Genomic DNA, 17,370 nt, shown 5'->3' with positions numbered 1-17,370 from the left:
TAATGAAGCAGAGCGCGCTGTCCCGGTAGCCTTAGCCCGTTTGCTTTATCACTTCGATCCGGTTGTCGATACCCTCCGGTTGCCCCGAATGCATGGGGCGGCGCACCCTTATCTCCGTCTGGCCTGATCGCGACGACAGAAAAGCCCTCTTAAAAGGGCAGAAACGTATCGATATCGTGCACAGGAACGCCGGTATGTTGATGTGTTTGTTCGTGAACATCATCCATCAAACCGGTGTTCTTGTTTCTGTCTTTCCCGGGATTCCGTGAAGAACCTTTTCATTGTGGGCTGAGCGGGGAAACCTTTAGCCCTTTGCGCATGATCTTCTTAAGCTGGCGGCTGATCGGTTTTTCAAGGAAGCGCTGAATGACCCAGGAGGCGATGAGCATGCCTGCAACGGTGGCCCACAGCAGTAAGTGGTTGTTCCAGGCGGGGTAGAAGGTATTGAATATGATGAAGCCGACCGTTTGGTGGAGTAAATAAAGGGGGTAGGTAAGTGCCCCAACCGGTGCCCAGTTGTGGGTGCCCACCCAGCCAGTCTTGCGCTGAGCGACTAATTGCATGGCTGCGTAGAACACGATGATCGTAAAGGCAATAGCCAATGAGTTGAACTGCGTCTGGTAGACAGACTCCAGCAATACACCGAATTGCAGGGAGTGATGAAGGCTCAGGGCGAGGCAGACTAATGTGGTCAACTGGCGGCGGCGGTTGGATCCTTCTGCCCATATCCAGTAGAAGTTGGCACCTGCAACGAAGTATGACGCATAGTCTGTTATGAATGACTTGCGTGCTCCCTCCCAGCCACTGAGTTCACAAACTCCGGAAAAAAAGAGCCAGGCACACAGTATGTTCTCCAAGTGACGTGTTTTTTTGAATAGCAGCACAGCGGCGATAATAAAATAAAACTTTAGTTCGACAAACAGTGACCAGTAAGCACTCTCGACGTTTCCGATGCCAATAAATTCGCTTACCAGCAACATACTCGAAAAGTACTGTTTAATGTTTGTTTCATAGCGTGGGGCGCCGAATAACAGGATGGCCACGAACGTGAGTGTGCAGCAGATCCATAAGGCGGGGTAGAGGCGTGCCGCACGGGAAATGAAGAACTGCCGGAGACTACCCGAGCCGATTGAAAGCACGATGACGAACCCGCTGATCATGAAGAAAAGCTCCACGCCTAGGTAGCCGTAGCGGGCGAGACCTGATAGCAACGGGTAGGGCATAACAGACATATCGCCCCCCGCATAGCCTCGGAAGGCATAGTGAAAAATGACCACTGCGAGTGCAGCGATGAAGCGAAGGAGATCAATTTCGTGTATTCGGGAGGTCTGCATGGCGCACATCTTGCTGGCAAGGTGCCGAGGTTATCATGCAGACCCGTCACTGCCTATTCAGCGGTTGCTAGCGGGGTGACGCATTGGGTAACATCCGGCACTTCCCATAACTCTGGTTTCTGCGGCCGAGCGACGTATGGCAAGGCTCGTACTGCACATCCGTTGTGCTTGGGTGATTCCAGAAGCGGCAGGCGGGCTCTTCGCTTGCTCCCAGAATGAATTCAAAGGAAGCGTTGTTTGAGCAAACGAGTTCTCGGTGCCGCATTGCGCGCCTTTTCCTGGTTATCGATCGATAGGGTATGCCAGGTTGCCACCACGCTTTTCGTCAGTGGATTGATTGCGCGTGGGGTGGGAGTGGATGCATACGGGCACTGGCAGTTGGCATTGTCCCTTCTATTCGTTCTGGCTACCTTGTCGAACGTCGCCAGTAACGAGGTGACGGTTCCCCTCACCATCTCGCAGAAGGAAAACGGTCCGCAGGTCATTGCTGCCGCCTTGCGGCTGCGCTATCGCGCAGTCTTCTTCAATGTCGGTATTGGCGTCCTGTTGGCGTTTTTTTGGCCGGAAGGCCCCACGTTACTGGTGCTCATGCTATTGCCCGTGTTGCTGCGCGAGCCGGTGCTGGCAGTGATGATGTGGTGTATGGCGGTGGGCGATATCAAGCCCTATTTCAATATTTCGATCTTTACACTGGTCATTCGGGTGGTGGGCACCCTGCTGGTTTATTTTTCGGGAAAGCCGTTGTATTGGTATGTGCTGCCGTTGCTCATCGAGAATGTGTTCTTCATCGGGTTGCTACTTCGGCAGGCCACCAAGGCTGGGGTGAAGTTCCTCGATCCGATTTCGCCGACTCTCACTCGCAATATGTTACGGCTTTCTGTGTGGGGATGGTTGGCCGCGGTTGCTGCCCTGGCCAGCCAGCGTGCTGATCGTCTGGTACTGTCTTTGCTGGTCTCGCCACAGGAGCTGGGGTTGTACTCGGCGGCAGCGCAGATAAACGATAACTGGTACTATCTCGGCGTCCTGCTTGCTGGTGGGCTAGGGCCTGCACTAATTTATCGCGTGGCGCCTGAGCGCGTTCTGCGCAATGCCGTGATCCTCAGCATCGCGGCGTTGTGTATCGGTCTTTTGGGGTCGGCCGTATTGACCCTCCTTTCCACCGAACTCTCACACTGGGTATTTGGAGAGAAGTTTTCCGGGGCTGCGCCGATTCTGTCGGTGACCACGTGGATCGTTGCACTGGTTCCTGTCGACATGATGCTCGCCCTCCCGTTCTTGCGCTGGGGGCGTATGCGCTGGATCGCTTTCAAGAACCTAGGGATTCTCGCGGTGACTCTGATAGGCGCATTTCTGTTGCATGAATCCTTGGGGCTTTACTCTCCAGCGGTCTCCTTATTGGCAGCCTATTTAGGCTCGATACTTATCACTTCATTGAAGTTATGGCAGCAGCGGAAAGGGATGAGAGTCGAAGATGTTTAGTACTACGGATGTACATCTCAGTGAGTCGGGCAGGGGGCGCTCTGCATCACTCATTATGTGTTTGAGCCTGATCTTGGGCATTTTTGCGCTGTGTCAGCCATTGATCTGGGTTGGCGGTGAGGAAAGCGTACCCATTTACGCGGCTGAATTCTTCGTTGTAATGGGGTTCATCATTCTGAGCGCCATGTGGGTGGACCGAACGCTGACCCCGTACGTTTTCTTGCTTGCGACTACCATTATGTTCGTAGGCGGTCGATTCATCGCCTATCCGATCATCGGCCATGAGGTGTTTTCCGACCCCAACTTCGTGCCCATCCAGCTAAGTGACGGTGAAGCGTCCCGTCTAATGAGCAAGGTGCTGGGAGGATCATTGATGGTACACACCGGTTACTGCTTCATTCGTTGGGCCGACAGCAAGGGTAGTCTATGGCTACCCACTCATCGGCCTGCGCCTGATTTCACGCTACCTGCCTTGGTTTTGCTGCTGCTCTCGAGCGCGATTTCCATCTACGGCATCATCCAGCACTACGCTGCATGCTCGCAGTTAGGCTACATGAGCATTTATCAGGATCAGCAGTCCGATAACCTCACGCGCTTCGCATCGATAGGGCAGTATGGCTTGCTCCTGGGTACCGGTCTGGCATTCGCCACGCCACGCAAATGGCTCCAGGCGTTATCAATGATGCTTATCGTGAGCTACTTCATGGCCTACCTCGGGCTTGGGCTGCGAAGTGGGTTCCTGGCATTGATGCTGATGGGGACATGGGTGGTGCATACCCGCTTCAAACGACTGAACATTTTCACCGTCATGCTGGTGCCTGTTCTGATGGTCGCGCTCGCGCAATTATCGATCACCGTAGGATGCCGCGCACAATCGATTGCAGTTGCAGATAACGCGGCTGTCCAGAAACAACCTTCGGTCGATGCCGCCAACGTTCCCGCTATCGTTCCCGATAGCGTCCCGATTGCTATTGAACCGCCTATCACTGCGCAGGTTGAAGCCCTCGAAAACCCCGTAGTCTCGTCGGAAGTTGCTGATCAAGGCGCACGCAGTCTCAACGAGATTCTCCAGCAATTCAGGCAGCGCCTGCGTCTGGACGATCTGGCGTGGTTCGCGTATTACCAGGGTTCCACGTTGATTTATAGTGGCGCGGCCATGAGGCTGGAGCATTACCCGGCTACGGCGTACTTCCAGTCCTTGATCCCGGGGTTCAGCCAGGTATACGGTCGCCTGCATGCGGATATCCCCGTATCCGACTACTACTTCCCGCACTATCTCGCCAAATCCTATTCCGAGGAAAAGTATGACCAGGGCTTTGGCATCGGTTGGAGCCTGTATTCCGATTTCCAGGTGTTTTCGGGAGGCAATCCTATCGCCTATGGATTGGTGGCTTTGCTCTTCGGTCTGTTGTTGGGCTATTTCCTGAGGGCGGCAGACTCCAGTGCTTTCGTATTGGGCGCCCTGATTTGCGTGTTCCTCAAGCTGATGCTACTGCCTCGCAGCGGCATATACAGCATCGTTCCCTACGTGGTGGCCTACTCCATATTGTATTGGACGATCCGTTTCGGCTATCGGATAACACCTGTGTCTTTAAAACGGATGATCTGCTGGCGTTAAGGTTCGCTTGCATATTAGCCGGGCGGTGCTCGGTCGGATCGCGCTCGATTTCGTGAGTTGCACGCGCGTGTTTCGACTGGGCATGAGGTGAATTTTTCCTACAGTTTCTGTTGCTAATTCTATTGAGTAAATCGATGAAACTGATGCTTTATCGCTTTGTTACCTTTTGTCGAGAGTGGATTCTTTTCATCCTGTCTTGTGATTGCTAAGTTTGTGGCGTCGGTCACGGAAAGGCCGTCACATAATTTTCATTTCAGGAGTGACAATATGCGTAACATCATCTTGCCCTACTTGTTTCTGCCCGCCTTCGCAGTGTTTTCATTTGCACTCAATGCTGCTCCCATTATGGCGGTCCCAGCTTCTCCTAAGAATGGTGTGCTTGAAGTTAACCTCGATCAGGTCAAGGCGGGGAAGTTAAACTTGAACTTGGTTGATGCCACTACTTTGCAGGCTCAGCTCACTGGCATCGGGAAGGCAAAGGCCGAAGCTATTGTCGCTTACCGTGAAACCCACGGGGCGTTTTCCTCCGTGGATGAACTTCTGGAAGTCAGCGGCATCGGTAGCGCGCTATTGGAACGCAACCGGGAGAAGTTAACGGTCGACTAAGGTTAGTCGAACAGTCCCCGAGCGGCGATCAGGGAAGGCGAAAACAGGCGCTGAGCGCTTGGAGTGATGTTCGGCGCACTGCTGGCAAATCGAGTACTCCGGCTGGGCCGGCGTAGTCACAGTAGGACCATTACACGGATACTTTCCATACAGCACCTGGGCCGAAGAGCGTATGCGATTGTCGACCTTGTACTGGGTTGGCTATCGCTGCTCACGGCTCATCGATCTCGCTGTTCCTTGGCATCCATTTCAGCATTGCGCACATGAATCTTCTTCAGCTGTTCTTCGGTCAGCGGCAGTTTTTTGGCCGTATCTCGAAGTAGCATCAAGCCGCCTACAATCGAACCCAGGGCGATGAACAGGATTAACCAAGCGTACCAGGGCATTTTTTCGATCTCCTCTACCTCAGTGCATGACGGTTGAGCCGCTAAGGTGCCCGTTGGTTCAATTATAGGCGTCCTACGCAGGGAAATCAGATGACTCGCGGCACGCAAAGCTTTGTGACTTCGTTTACAATGCGCGCCGTTCATGACTTGCCAAGAGATCCGACCATGCCATCGTGCCAGACGCCCTTGATCGTTGCCCTGGATTTTCCTACACGTGCGGCCGCTTTGCGGCTCGCTGATCAGCTTGATCCGACGCTCTGCAGGGTAAAGGTAGGGAAGGAGCTATTCACCAGCAGCGCTTCAGGCATCGTCGAAACGCTTTGCGATAAGGGTTTCGAGGTATTTCTCGATTTGAAGTTCCATGACATTCCCAACACCACGGCGATGGCAGTGAGGGCTGCCGCCGAGATGGGTGTTTGGATGGTTAATGTGCATTGTTCGGGCGGCCTGCGCATGATGGCGGCATGTCGGGAGGAGCTGGGCAAGCGCTCAGGCAAGCAGCCTCTGCTGATCGGTGTGACTGTTCTGACCAGCATGGAGCGTGAGGACCTGGCCGGAATAGGTCTCGACATTGAACCGCAGGAACAGGTATTGCGGCTGGCCGGCTTGGCAGAAAAAGCTGGAATGGACGGGCTTGTGTGCTCCGCATTGGAGGCGCCAGCGCTGAAGGTTGCACACCCGGGACTGCAGTTGGTTACCCCAGGGATCCGTCCGGTGGGTAGTGTGCAAGATGACCAGCGGCGGATTTTGACCCCTCGGCAGGCTTTGGATGCGGGTTCTGACTATCTGGTCATTGGTCGTCCTATCAGCCAAGCCGCATCTCCCGCGCACGCGCTGACTGACATCGTTGCCGACATGCGGGCTTGACCCGTTGCAGACGAGTTGACTAGTAAACTTAGTTGCGCTGCGCAATCAGAGTGCCATAATCGGCGTACAGGTTTTTGATAGATCACTAGACTATTTGCTAATGTGATGGATCTGATTTGAGTATCGTTCTCAGTCATGGAAGGCGTTCTAATGGCCTGCAAGCATTGCGTGGTGTCGCTGCCCTATTAGTGCTTTTTCAGCATGTTTTCTGGTTGGCGGAGTATTTCTCTCCTGGTCCCACAAAATTTATCATATCCCTGATGATGGGTGGGACTGGCGTATTCTTGTTCTTTGCCCTTTCCGGCTTTTTGATGATCAGTCAAATTGACAGGCCCGCGAAGCGCTTCTTGAAAGATAGATTCAGAAGGATCTATCCGGGGTTGGGTCTTGCAGTTTTAGTGAGTGGTAGTACCTTGGCATGTTTCAGCTATAATGGCTGGCCTAAATTGACAACGCTGCTGTTGTTGCCGGTGGGCGTCGCCGATAATATCTATATTCCTTATTGGACGCTAATATACGAGCTCCAGTTCTACTTGATTGTCATACTCGTCGGTCGCTTACCATATATCGCACGTCTTCCTGTCTTTACCCTCTGGGCTGCGGCGATTCTGATTTCGAATTTCGGCAGTATGAAACCCGCAGCGCAAGCCGCTTATCCGTCCGCGACTGAGATAGTCTTCAGTTTCTACAATCTCTATTTCATTGTCGGCATGTTGGCGTGGTGGTTTTTGAAAAAGATGCCGCCCAGCATATTTGAAGGTGTATTCGCTCTTGTGCTGACTCTGGCGCTTGCGTTGTCCAATGCCTTCATGGAAGTTAGCTTAAAGTTCTACCATTATGGAATGTTGCTGGTGGTCTTTTGTGCCGTGCGTTACCTGGCGGTAGTGAAATTCAACGGTGGATTGTGGCGAGCCCTGATACGTTTTGGTGATGTTTCATATGGGGTTTACCTTATTCATATTACTACAGGCTTTTTGGTCGTTCTAGTTGTCAAGGAAACTTTGAGAATTCAGTTGGGCTATTGGCATGGCGCACTGGTGATTTTGATATTTGGTGGAGGGCTTGCCTATCTGTTCGGGTGGGTAGAGTTGAAGTTGCAAGAAGCATTGAAGCAAAGGAAGGCCATTGAGAAACCTGACTCCCCCTCTCCATGCACTTCGGTATCTTCGAAAACTTAGTCTGTTATCATCGCTGGTAGGCTTCCAATTGATCAGCATCAAGTCCGGGCCTCAGACGGCCCGGCGCGGTTGATGGCATCAGACCTTCAGCACCAGCTTGCCGAAGTTCTCCCCGCTGAACAGCTTGAGCAGCGTTTCCGGGAAGGTCTCCAGGCCTTCGACCACATCCTCCTTGCTCTTGACCTCGCCACTGGCCAGCCAGCCAGCCATTTCCTGCGCAGCCTTGCCGTACTCCTTGACGTGGTCCATCACCACGAAGCCTTCCATGCGCGCGCGGTTCACCAGCAGCGACAGGTAGTTGGCTGGCCCTTTCACCGCCTCCTTGTTGTTGTACTGGCTGATGGCGCCGCAGATCACCACGCGGGCCTTGAAATTCAGGCGGCTCAACACGGCGTCGAGAATGTCGCCACCGACGTTGTCGAAATACACATCCACGCCCTTGGGGCATTCGCGCTTGAGGCCGGCGAGCACGTCTTCGGCCTTGTAGTCGATGACACCGTCAAAGCCCAGTTCATCCTTGAGGTACTGGCACTTTTGCGTGCCGCCGGCGATCCCCACGACGTGGCAGCCCTTGAGCTTGGCGATCTGCCCGGCGATGCTGCCGACCGCGCCGGCAGCGCCGGAAATGACCACGGTCTCGCCGGCCTTGGGCTGGCCGACGTCAAGCAGGGCGAAGTAGGCGGTCATGCCGGTCATGCCCAGCGCAGACAGATAGCGGGGCAGGGGTGCCAAGCGCGGGTCGATCTTGTGCAGGCCCTGGAGCGTGCCGGTGAAGTAGTCCTGTACGCCAAGCGCGCCGCTGACATGGTCGCCGGGCTTGTAGTCCGGATGTTTGGAGGCGACGACTTCGCCGACGCCCAGCGCGCGCATCACCTCACCCAGGCCCACCGGCGGGATGTAGGACTTGCCTTCGTTCATCCAGCCGCGCATGGCAGGGTCCAACGACAGGTAGAGGTTGCGCACTTGGATCTGGCCGTCGGTGGGTTCGGCGGCGGGGCCCTGCTGGTAGTCGAAATCTTCGCGGCGCACGGCACCGACGGGGCGTTTGGCGAGCAGGAAGCGGCGGTTGGTCTGGGTCATGGTATCTCTCCCTGTAGATGGCAAAGCCTGTTGATAGACCGTCGAGCCTGGCCAGGCAAGGTTGACCGGGTTGGCGAATGCCCGGTAATCCACCTCGATGATCTGGCTGGCAACGCACAATCACTGCAAACGATGGTAGTCCAACCGTGCTTCTGATGATGCTGCCCAGCCGGGTGGTGCTCTGACTAGACTCAGTCTCTACTCGATCTCTGTGAAGCAGGAGCCTGTGATGAGCATGACTTTTTCCGGCCAGGTCGCCCTGGTCACCGGCGGCGCGGCAGGTATCGGCCGAGCCACGGCCCAGGCATTTGCCGCCGAGGGGCTTAAGGTGGTGGTGGCTGACCTCGACGTGGCCGGTGGCGAAGCAACCGTCGCACTGATTCGCGAAGCCGGTGGTGACGCGCTGTTCGTGGCCTGCGACGTGACCCGCGACAGCGATGTGCGCCAGCTGCACGAGAAGATCATCGACGTCTATGGTCGCCTGGACTACGCGTACAACAACGCCGGAATCGAGATCGAGAAGGGGCGTCTGGCCGAGGGTAGCGAGGCCGAGTTCGACGCGATCATGGGCGTCAACGTCAAGGGCGTCTGGTTGTGCATGAAATACCAGTTGCCGTTGCTGCTGGCCCAGGGCGGCGGTGCGATCGTCAACACAGCGTCGGTGGCCGGGCTGGGCGCCGCCCCCAAGATGAGCATCTATGCTGCGTCCAAGCACGCGGTGATCGGCCTGACCAAGTCGGCGGCCATCGAGTATGCGAAGAAAGGGATTCGGGTCAACGCGGTATGCCCCGCAGTGATCGACACCGACATGTTCCGTCGCGCCTACGAGGCCGATCCGCGCAAGGCCGAGTTCGCCGCAGCGATGCACCCGGTCGGGCGCATCGGCAAGGTCGAGGAGATCGCCAGCGCAGTGCTTTATCTGTGCAGCGATGGGGCGAAGTTCACCACCGGCCATAGCCTGACCGTGGATGGCGGTGCCACGGCCATCTGATCGAGACGCGTGCCGAGACCAGCAACGCCACCACCACCGCGACGCAGCCCAGCAGCAGGGCTGCGCCGAACAACACCAGCGCCATGCGCGAGCCGAGGCGATCACTGAGCAGCCCGGTGAAGATCACCGGCAGGCTGAAACCCAGGTAAGCGAGCAGGAAGAAGCCGGCGCTGGCGCGGGTCTTCTCGTTGCCGGCGAGGGTGTTTACCGCCGCCAGCCCGCCAAGGTAGATGAAGCCATAACAGGCGCTGCTGGCAGCCACGGCACCTGCCAGTACCGCTGCCAACCTGCCGTTTTCTGCACCCCAGGCCAACAGGGCATAGCTCAGCGGCAGGATCGTCAGGCCGAGCAGAGTGGCGCGCACGCTTGCCAGGCGTCGAGCCAGCGGCTGGAACAGCACGCCGCAACTGATTACGCAGAAGGTGGAGAAGCCCGACCACTCGCTCAGCCCGTGCTGGCGCAGTACACCAGGCAGCAGCGCGATGACCAGCCCGGTGCAGGCCCAGGCCAGCAGGATCGCCAGGCCGTACGGCAGGCTGCCTGCCGGATAGCAGGGCAGGCGCAGCATGGCGCTACGTTGTGTCGGACGACGGTCCGGCAGGCGCCACACCAGCAATAGGGCTACGGCGGCCAGCAGCAGTTGCAGGTAGAAGCTACCCGGGCTCAGGGTCGGGCCACGCAACAGGAACAGACTGGTCAGTGCCGCGCCCAGTCCGAAGCCCAACGAGGTGCTGGCGGTTACCCAGTTGGCAGCCCGGGTATTGTCGGCGCCGCCCAGCAGTTCTCCCATGTAGGCGGTCGCGGTGGTGGTCGCCAAGGCCGTACCGACGCCCATCAGCAGTCGGGTCAGGGCGAGGGTTTCGAGGCCGGGTGCGAGCAGGACGAGGGTTGTGGCCAGCATCGACAGTAGCAGTGCGGCCATGATCAATGGGCGGCGGCCGACCCGGTCGGCCAAGCCGCCGAAGGCCAGCAGCACGGGAAGTACACCCAGCACATAGCTGGAAAATGCCAGGGCGGTAGCGGCGGCGCCGTATCCGGACAGGTCGGCGTAGGTGGTGTAGAGCGGGGCCTGCAGGTTCACGGCGAGGGTGATCAGGCACAGGGCAAAGGCCAGGCGGGCGGGCATGGGGTATCCATCTACGAAGGGGTGGGTGAAACCACATTGAATTCATCTCCCTGCGCCAACAAGACACACATCCCCGGCATTTGTGATTAACTGTTCCCCAAAAATCAGCAAACACTTTGCCATGCACATTTCCCTGAATCGCCTCAGTCCCATCCCTCTGGTCCAGCAACTGACCGACCAGTTGCAAGCCTGGATCGAGCAACAGCGTCTGCGACCCGGTGCGCGGCTGCCGTCGATTCGCACCTTGGCCAGCACCCTTGAAGTCAGCCAATCCTGTGTGATCGATGCGTACGACCGTCTGGTGGCCATTGGCTGGCTGGAGGCGCGCCACGGCACCGGCTTCTTCGTCGCCGAGCGCAAGCCCGGGCTGGCCCAGGAGGATGCCATGGCCTGGGGCGATGCCATCGATGGCAGCTGGAGGCAGTTCGGGGATGGTCACGAGACCCTGCTCAAGCTCGGTTGTGGCTGGCTGCCCACCGCCTGGCACGCCCGTGATGCCCTGGCACAGGCAATACGTCTGGTCAGCCGTGGCGACCCCGAGGACCTGTTCCGCTATTGCTCGCCGCTGGGGTTGGCCAGCCTGCGCCAGCAGTTGCACAAGCGCCTGTCGCAGCTGGATATCCCCACCGCTGCTGAACGCATTCTCACCACCCAAGGCGGCAGCCATGGCCTTGACTTGCTGGTGCGGACGCTGCTCAAGCCCGGCGATACGGTGGTGGTCGAAAGCCCCGGCTACTACAACCTGTTCACCCTGCTGCGCCAGCATCAGGTGCGCATGCTGCCGTTGCCGCGCACCCCTGCAGGCCCTGATGTCCAGGCGCTCGAGCAACTGCTGGTCGAGCACCGCCCGCGTTGCCTGTTCGTCAACAGCCTTTACCAGAACCCGACCGGCACCAGTCTCAGCCCCAAGACCGCCTACCGCTTGCTGGAGCTGGCGCGTGAGCATGATCTGCGGATCATCGAGGATGACATCTACGCAGACTTCCAGGATGGCCCGGCCACGCGACTGGCGACGCTGGACAGCGAACAGCGGGTGATCTACCTGGGCAGCTTTTCCAAGACTCTGAGCAGTGCCCTGCGGGTCGGCTACATCGCCGCCGACGCCGAGCTGATCGGCCAACTGGCGCAGTTGAAGATGGTGACCGGCATCGGGACTTCACGCTTCGTCGAGCAAGTGGTCGGGCAGATGCTCGCCAACGGCAGCTATCGCAAGAGCGTGCAGCGCTTGCGGCTGCGCCTGGCCCAGCACATGGCCAAGTTGCTGCGGCAGCTGGAGGCCTTTGGTTGGGAGGTGTTCTGCGAGCCTTATGGCGGCATGTTCGTCTGGGCGCGGGTGCCGGGCCGGGATTTCGCCTGGCTCGATCACCTGGCGCTGGAGCATTCGGTGTTGCTTACCCCAGGCAGCGCTTTCGATCACCAGGGAGCCGACAGCGACTGGCTACGCATCAATGTCGCGTATGGGCAGGACATCCGTGCCCAGGCCTTCTTCGCACATGCAGGGCGACCTGCAGATAGCTGAAAACGACAGGGTCATAGCTATTTGACACCATTCTGACGTCAAGCCCTTGTGAGCCGGCCGGCACGGTTGTCACTCTTGGTATTCGGGAACACCTGAATGGGCAAGGGGGAGCGGCGATGGGGGCGACCAAGCGCGGTAGTCTGTCCAATCTGGGCATGGCACGTAAACTCGGCCTGGGCTTCGCCCTGGTGCTGCTGTTGACCCTGGCGGTGGCGGCCATCGGTGTGTACGCCCTGAACAATATCGGCCAGCGCTTCGACGGGCTGCGGCAGATGGGCGAGGTCAATACCGACCTGCTGCGTCTACGCCAGCATGAGCAAGCCTTCGCCCTGCGTTCTGACATCAAGGAGGCCGAGGCCCTGCGCGCGGGCTTGCAGACGCTGGTCGAACGCGTGCGCAGCCTGCCGACGCTGGCGGCGAGCGAGGCAGACCTCAATGCCTATGGCCAGGCCTTCGATGCCTTCGTCGAGGCCGTGCAGGCCAAGGAGCTGGCGCTGGATACGGCTGGCTGGTCGGTGTCCAGCGTCGCCAACAACCTTGATGTGCTGCAGGCCGGGCTGGCGGACGATGGCGCCTACACCCTCAAGCAGTCCCAAGGCCAGCAGGGCAGCGAGTTTCTCGATCAGGCCGCGCAGGTGGCCCAGGTCTCGCGCCTGATGCTGCAGGCGATGGACGAGGCGCGGGTACGTCTGGAGCAGGGGCGCAAGGGGGAAGAGGCGGTGTCCGCCGGGCGCATCGCGCAGACGGTCGAGGCGGCGAATCTGGTCGATCAGCTCAAGACCGCCGTCACCGATTCCGGTTACCAGAGCGTATTGGGGGAAGTGGCCGGGCATATCGCCACCTTCTCCGACAAACTCAACGAATACACTGATGAACTGGCCAAGGAGCAGGGCACCAAGACCCAGTTGCAGGCCAGCGCCGAACAGGTCACCAGCCGGGTTGACCAGGCCTATGCGGCGCAGCAGGAAGCCATGCGCCAGGAGCTGCTGCACAACGCGCTGGCCATCGCCATCGCCACGGCCCTGGCGTTGCTGGTGGGCATCGTTGCCGCCTGGTTGATCACGCGCGCCGTGGTCGGGCCGCTCAAACGGGTGATCGCCAGCGCCCAGCGCATCGCGGCTGGCGATCTGGTGGTCGAGGCGCAAGTGGCAGGTCGCGATGAGGTAGGGCAACTCACCCTGGCCATGCAGCAGATGGCGGCGGGGCTGTCAGGTATCGTCAGCGGATTGCAGCAGGGTATCGAACAACTGGCCGGCAATGCCCAGGCGCTGTCGGCGGTGACCGAGCAGACCAACCGCGAGGTGGGCAGCCAGAAGGAGGAGACCGAACAGGTCGCCACCGCGATGCAGCAGATGACTGCGACCGTGCACGATGTGGCGCGCAACGCCGAGGAGGCAGCACAAGCGGCGCAGGATGCCGATGACAAGGTCGAGTCCGGCCAGCAGGTGGTCCGCCAGAGCATGCAGCGCATCGAACAGTTGGCTGAGGCTGCGGAAACTGCCAGTGCCGGTATCGACAGCCTGAGTGCCGAGATCCACACCATCGGCGATGTACTGGAAGTGATCAAGAGCGTCGCCGAGCAGACCAACCTGCTGGCGCTCAACGCGGCGATCGAGGCCGCGCGCGCTGGTGAGCAGGGCCGTGGTTTTGCCGTGGTGGCCGACGAAGTGCGGGCCTTGGCACGGCGTACCCGGCAGTCGACCGAGGAGATCGAGCGCCTGGTAGCCAGCCTGCGCGGCAACGCCCAGCAATCGGTGGCGCAGATTCGTGGCAGTACCGAGCTGGTGCGCATGGCCGTGGCTGATGCGCTGCACACCGAAAGCGCCCTGGGTAGCATCGCCTCGGCCGTGTCGCTGATCCAGCAGATGAACCAGCAGATCGCTGCCGCAGCGGAGCAGCAGAGCTCGGTGGCCGAGGAGATCAGCCGCAGCGTCACGCAGATTCGCGGTAGTGCGGATCAGGCGGCGCTGGCGATGCAGGACAATGCGCGGTCGAGTGTGGAGCTGGCGCAGTTGGGGGATGAGTTGAAGGGGATGGTGGGGCATTTCCGCTTGGGATGAGGCTGGCCTCTTCGCGGGCAAGTCCGCTCCCACAGGTACGGCGCAGCCTTCAATACTGCTGGACCTCTGTAGGAGCGGGCTTGCCCGCGAAGAGGTCGGTACAGGCAACCAATAACCTCTACCCCTTGCGCGGACTCAGTATCAGCAAGGTAATCACCCCCGCCACGATTCCCCAGAACGCCGAACCGATCGAAAACAGCGTCAGCCCCGAGGCCGTCACCATGAAGGTGATCAGCGCCGCCTCACGCTCCCGCGCTTCGCTCATCGCCACGGTCAACCCGTTCATGATCGAGCCGAACAGCGCCAGCGCCGCGATCGACAACACCAATTCCTTTGGTAGCGCCGCGAACAGCGCCGCCAAGGTCGCGCCGAACACCCCGGCGATACCATAGAAGATTCCGCACCAGACCGCCGCGGTATAGCGCTTGGCCGGGTCTTCATGGGCGTGCGGGCCGGTGCAGATCGCCGCGCTGATGGCCGCCAGGTTGACCCCGTGCGAACCGAAGGGGGCCAGCAGCAGCGAGGCGAAGCCGGTCGCCGAGATCAGCGGTGAGGCCGGCACCTGGTAGCCGTCGGCGCGCAGCACGGCAACTCCGGGCATGTTCTGCGAAGTCATCGCCACCACGAACAGCGGGATGCCGATGCTGATGGTCGCTGCCAACGAGAAGCTCGGCGTGGTCCAGACCGGTTTTGCCACCTCCAGGTTGAAGTGGCTGAAGTCCAGCAGCCCCAGGATGCCGGACAGCGTCGTGCCGACCACCAGCGCGGCCAGTACGCAATAGCGCGGTGACAGGCGCTTGACCAGCAGGTAGCTGAAGAACATGCCCAGTACCAGCAGGGTGCGATGCTGGGCGGCGACGAAGATTTCGCTGCCGATCTTGAACAGGATCCCTGCCAGCAAGGCCGACGCCAGCGACGCCGGAATACGCCGCACCAGGCGCTCGAAACTGCCGGTCAAGCCGCAGATCAGCACCAGTACGGCGCAGGTAATGTACGCGCCGATGGCTTCGCCATAGCTGACACCGCCAAGGCTGGTGATCAGCAACGCTGCGCCCGGCGTCGACCAGGCCACGGTGATCGGGGTGCGATAGCGCAGCGACAGGCCGATGCTGCACACCGCCATGCCGATCGACAGGGCCCATATCCACGAGGAAATCTGCGCGGTGGTCAACCCGGCGGCCTGGCCAGCCTGGAACATCAGCACCAGGGAACTGGTGTAGCCGGTCAGCATGGCGATGAAACCGGCGACCACCGCCGATGGGGCGCTGTCCGCCAGTGGGCGCAGACGCGTGGAAGTGGCGTCGGTCATGAGGCATTCCTTGTTCATGTAAGCAGTTTTTTCAGACTAACGCGGGCGAATCGGAAGCTTGCCATACAGCAGTCATTGCATTTAGCCGTACAGTCCCCAACTATTGGGCGCTGACCTGCAACTGCACAGGAGGGGAGGGGCGATGTACAAGGTTTATGGGGATTACCAGTCGGGTAACTGCTACAAGATCAAGTTGATGCTGAATCTTCTGGGGCGCCCCTATGAGTGGCACTCAGTCGACATTCTCAAAGGCGAGACCGAGACCCCCGAGTTCCTGGCCAGAAACCCCAATGGCAAGGTGCCGGTGCTGGAGCTCGAAGACGGTACCTGCCTGTGGGAGTCCAACGCGATCCTCAACTTCCTCGCCGACGGCAGCGAGTTCCTGCCGACCGAGCCGCGCTTGCGCACCCAGGTGCTGCAATGGCAGTTCTTCGAGCAGTACAGCCACGAGCCTTACATTGCCGTGGCGCGTTTTATCCAGTTCTACCTGGGATTGCCGGATGAGCGCCTCGAGGAGTACCGCAAGTTGCACAAGGGCGGCTACAAGGCGCTCAAGGTGATGGAGCGCCAGTTGCAGATGACGCCGTACCTGGTGGGCGAGCAGTATTCGATCGCCGATGTAGCGTTGTATGCCTACACCCACGTGGCGCAGCAGGGTGGCTTCGACCTGGCCGAGTATCCGGCGGTGAGGGCGTGGCTTGAGCGGGTTGCCAGCCATCCGCGGCATGTGCCGATGGTGGATTGATCGGCTTGGCAGCGGCGCAGTCCTTGTGACTGCGCCAGGCTCAGACCGACCCGAAGCGCTTTTCCAGATAGCCAATGATGTCCTTGGACTCATACATCCAGGTCACCTTGCCGTCCTCTTCGATACGCAGGCACGGCACCTTTACCCGGCCGCCGCCTTCCTGCAGTGCCTGGCGGTGTTGCGGGTCGTTCTTCGCATCGCGCAGTGCCACCGGCACGTTGAGGCGGTGGAGGGCGCGGCGGGTCTTGACGCAGAACGGGCAGGCATGGAACTGGTACAGCGCCAGCCCCTTGGCCTGCTGCTCGACCTGGGCCTGGGCGGCGGCGTCGCGCTGGCGCTTGGCCGGGCGGCTGATCCAGTCGCCGAACACGATGAGCTGGCCGAGGCTGACCCGCAGGGCTTTGACGATCATGGGCAACTCCTGATCTGTGGTGCACAACGGAAAATAAAAAGCCGACCCCGAGGGGTCGGCTTCGCGCAGAGTCCGATCACTTGATCAGACTGAGGAATTCACTGCGGGTGGCGGCGTTCTCGCGGAACTCGCCAAGCATCACCGAAGTGATCATGCTCGAGTTCTGTTTCTCGACGCCGCGCATCATCATGCACATGTGCTTGGCTTCGATGACCACCGCAACGCCTGCGGCGCCGGTAACCTTCTCCACGGCCTCGGCGATCTGGCGGCTGAGGTTTTCCTGGATCTGCAGGCGACGTGCGTACATGTCGACGATCCGTGCCACCTTGGACAACCCCAGCACCTTGCCCTTGGGCAGGTAGGCCACATGGGCCTTGCCGATGAACGGCAGCATGTGGTGTTCGCACATCGAATAGAGCTCGATGTCCCGGACCAGCACCATCTCGCTGTTGTCCGAAGTGAACAGCGCACCGTTGGTGACTTCTTCCAGGGTTTGTTCATAACCGCGGCAAAGGTACTTCATGGCCTTTGCGGCCCGCTTGGGCGTGTCGAGCAGGCCCTCACGGGAGACGTCCTCGCCGATCTGGCTGAGGATCTCGGTGTAGTTCTGTTCCAGGGACATGGATCTACCTGTGGGAAAAAACGCAAAAACGAAGGTTA

At 59.3% G+C, this 17,370-nt stretch carries 16 protein-coding genes and 1 pseudogene; 10 read left to right on the top strand and 7 right to left on the bottom strand.

Going from position 1 to position 17,370, the window contains the following annotated elements; genetic code table 11:
- Positions 1 to 278: 278 nt before the first annotated feature.
- Positions 279 to 1,334 (bottom strand): acyltransferase family protein, encoded by a 1,056-nt coding sequence (locus ACMGGG_RS16815; RefSeq protein ID WP_414154086.1) that lies wholly within the window; start codon positions 1,332 to 1,334, stop codon positions 279 to 281.
- A gap of 237 nt (positions 1,335 to 1,571) precedes the next feature.
- Here ACMGGG_RS16815 and ACMGGG_RS16810 point away from each other — a divergent pair, with 237 nt between their 5' ends.
- From ACMGGG_RS16810 to ACMGGG_RS16800, 3 genes are all read left to right on the top strand, one after another.
- Complete coding sequence (locus tag ACMGGG_RS16810; protein WP_414154085.1) at positions 1,572 to 2,813, top strand: hypothetical protein; 1,242 nt, start codon at positions 1,572 to 1,574, stop codon at positions 2,811 to 2,813.
- Positions 2,814 to 2,874: 61 nt separating this feature from the next.
- Positions 2,875 to 4,431: a hypothetical protein gene (locus tag ACMGGG_RS16805; RefSeq protein ID WP_414154084.1), complete on the top strand. Its 1,557-nt coding sequence runs from the start codon at positions 2,875 to 2,877 to the stop codon at positions 4,429 to 4,431.
- 267 nt (positions 4,432 to 4,698) lie between these two features.
- Positions 4,699 to 5,037 (top strand): ComEA family DNA-binding protein, encoded by a 339-nt coding sequence (locus tag ACMGGG_RS16800; protein ID WP_414154083.1) that lies wholly within the window; start codon positions 4,699 to 4,701, stop codon positions 5,035 to 5,037.
- Positions 5,038 to 5,255: 218 nt separating this feature from the next.
- Here ACMGGG_RS16800 and ACMGGG_RS16795 read toward each other — a convergent pair whose 3' ends face one another.
- Complete coding sequence (locus ACMGGG_RS16795) at positions 5,256 to 5,423, bottom strand: DUF2897 family protein (protein WP_414154082.1); 168 nt, start codon at positions 5,421 to 5,423, stop codon at positions 5,256 to 5,258.
- Between the two features lie 165 nt (positions 5,424 to 5,588).
- Between ACMGGG_RS16795 and pyrF the strand changes: the two genes are divergently transcribed.
- Positions 5,589 to 6,290 carry an orotidine-5'-phosphate decarboxylase gene (gene pyrF / locus ACMGGG_RS16790; RefSeq protein WP_414155822.1) on the top strand — a complete coding sequence of 234 codons (702 nt, stop codon included), beginning with the start codon at positions 5,589 to 5,591 and terminating at the stop codon, positions 6,288 to 6,290.
- 116 nt (positions 6,291 to 6,406) lie between these two features.
- Positions 6,407 to 7,468: an acyltransferase family protein gene (locus ACMGGG_RS16785; protein ID WP_414154081.1), complete on the top strand. Its 1,062-nt coding sequence runs from the start codon at positions 6,407 to 6,409 to the stop codon at positions 7,466 to 7,468.
- 78 nt (positions 7,469 to 7,546) lie between these two features.
- On the opposite strand, the gene ACMGGG_RS16780 is transcribed toward ACMGGG_RS16785, so the two are convergent.
- Positions 7,547 to 8,548 (bottom strand): NADP-dependent oxidoreductase, encoded by a 1,002-nt coding sequence (locus tag ACMGGG_RS16780; RefSeq protein ID WP_414154080.1) that lies wholly within the window; start codon positions 8,546 to 8,548, stop codon positions 7,547 to 7,549.
- A gap of 229 nt (positions 8,549 to 8,777) precedes the next feature.
- Here ACMGGG_RS16780 and ACMGGG_RS16775 point away from each other — a divergent pair, with 229 nt between their 5' ends.
- The gene (locus ACMGGG_RS16775; RefSeq protein WP_063545753.1) at positions 8,778 to 9,539 is read left to right on the top strand and encodes an SDR family oxidoreductase; all 762 of its coding nucleotides are present in this window, start codon (positions 8,778 to 8,780) and stop codon (positions 9,537 to 9,539) included.
- Here the strand turns inward: ACMGGG_RS16775 and ACMGGG_RS16770 are convergent.
- A complete protein-coding gene (locus tag ACMGGG_RS16770) occupies positions 9,490 to 10,665 on the bottom strand; it encodes an MFS transporter (RefSeq protein WP_414154079.1) in 1,176 nt (391 codons plus the stop codon). The two genes, ACMGGG_RS16775 and ACMGGG_RS16770, sit on opposite strands and share 50 nt — an antisense overlap.
- Positions 10,666 to 10,786: 121 nt before the next feature.
- Here ACMGGG_RS16770 and ACMGGG_RS16765 point away from each other — a divergent pair, with 121 nt between their 5' ends.
- The 3 genes and pseudogenes from ACMGGG_RS16765 to ACMGGG_RS16755 all read left to right on the top strand — a co-directional run bounded on the left by ACMGGG_RS16765 (position 10,787) and on the right by ACMGGG_RS16755 (position 14,244).
- Positions 10,787 to 12,184: a PLP-dependent aminotransferase family protein gene (locus ACMGGG_RS16765; RefSeq protein WP_414154078.1), complete on the top strand. Its 1,398-nt coding sequence runs from the start codon at positions 10,787 to 10,789 to the stop codon at positions 12,182 to 12,184.
- A gap of 116 nt (positions 12,185 to 12,300) precedes the next feature.
- Positions 12,301 to 13,380: pseudogene (locus tag ACMGGG_RS16760) on the top strand (HAMP domain-containing protein); the annotation flags it as partial.
- Complete coding sequence (locus tag ACMGGG_RS16755; RefSeq protein ID WP_371264443.1) at positions 13,369 to 14,244, top strand: methyl-accepting chemotaxis protein; 876 nt, start codon at positions 13,369 to 13,371, stop codon at positions 14,242 to 14,244. The pseudogene ACMGGG_RS16760 and the gene ACMGGG_RS16755, both read left to right, overlap by 12 nt.
- A gap of 118 nt (positions 14,245 to 14,362) precedes the next feature.
- Here ACMGGG_RS16755 and ACMGGG_RS16750 read toward each other — a convergent pair whose 3' ends face one another.
- The gene (locus tag ACMGGG_RS16750) at positions 14,363 to 15,553 is read right to left on the bottom strand and encodes a benzoate/H(+) symporter BenE family transporter (RefSeq protein WP_054891995.1); all 1,191 of its coding nucleotides are present in this window, start codon (positions 15,551 to 15,553) and stop codon (positions 14,363 to 14,365) included.
- A gap of 142 nt (positions 15,554 to 15,695) precedes the next feature.
- On the opposite strand from ACMGGG_RS16750, the gene ACMGGG_RS16745 reads away from it, so the two are divergent.
- Positions 15,696 to 16,298, top strand: a complete 603-nt coding sequence (locus ACMGGG_RS16745) for a glutathione S-transferase family protein (protein ID WP_054891994.1) — start codon at positions 15,696 to 15,698, stop codon at positions 16,296 to 16,298.
- A 40-nt stretch (positions 16,299 to 16,338) separates the two neighbouring features.
- Here ACMGGG_RS16745 and ACMGGG_RS16740 read toward each other — a convergent pair whose 3' ends face one another.
- Complete coding sequence (locus ACMGGG_RS16740; protein ID WP_414154077.1) at positions 16,339 to 16,710, bottom strand: glutaredoxin family protein; 372 nt, start codon at positions 16,708 to 16,710, stop codon at positions 16,339 to 16,341.
- Between the two features lie 76 nt (positions 16,711 to 16,786).
- The gene (folE, locus tag ACMGGG_RS16735; RefSeq protein ID WP_054891992.1) at positions 16,787 to 17,332 is read right to left on the bottom strand and encodes a GTP cyclohydrolase I FolE; all 546 of its coding nucleotides are present in this window, start codon (positions 17,330 to 17,332) and stop codon (positions 16,787 to 16,789) included.
- Between the last annotated feature and the right edge of the window lie 38 nt (positions 17,333 to 17,370).

The organism is Pseudomonas sp. BNK-44-b, from assembly GCF_047456245.1.
Lineage (GTDB): Bacteria > Pseudomonadota > Gammaproteobacteria > Pseudomonadales > Pseudomonadaceae > Aquipseudomonas > Aquipseudomonas machongensis.
Note: the sequence above shows the minus strand (reverse complement) of the source record. Positions and strands in the feature narration are given on the sequence as shown.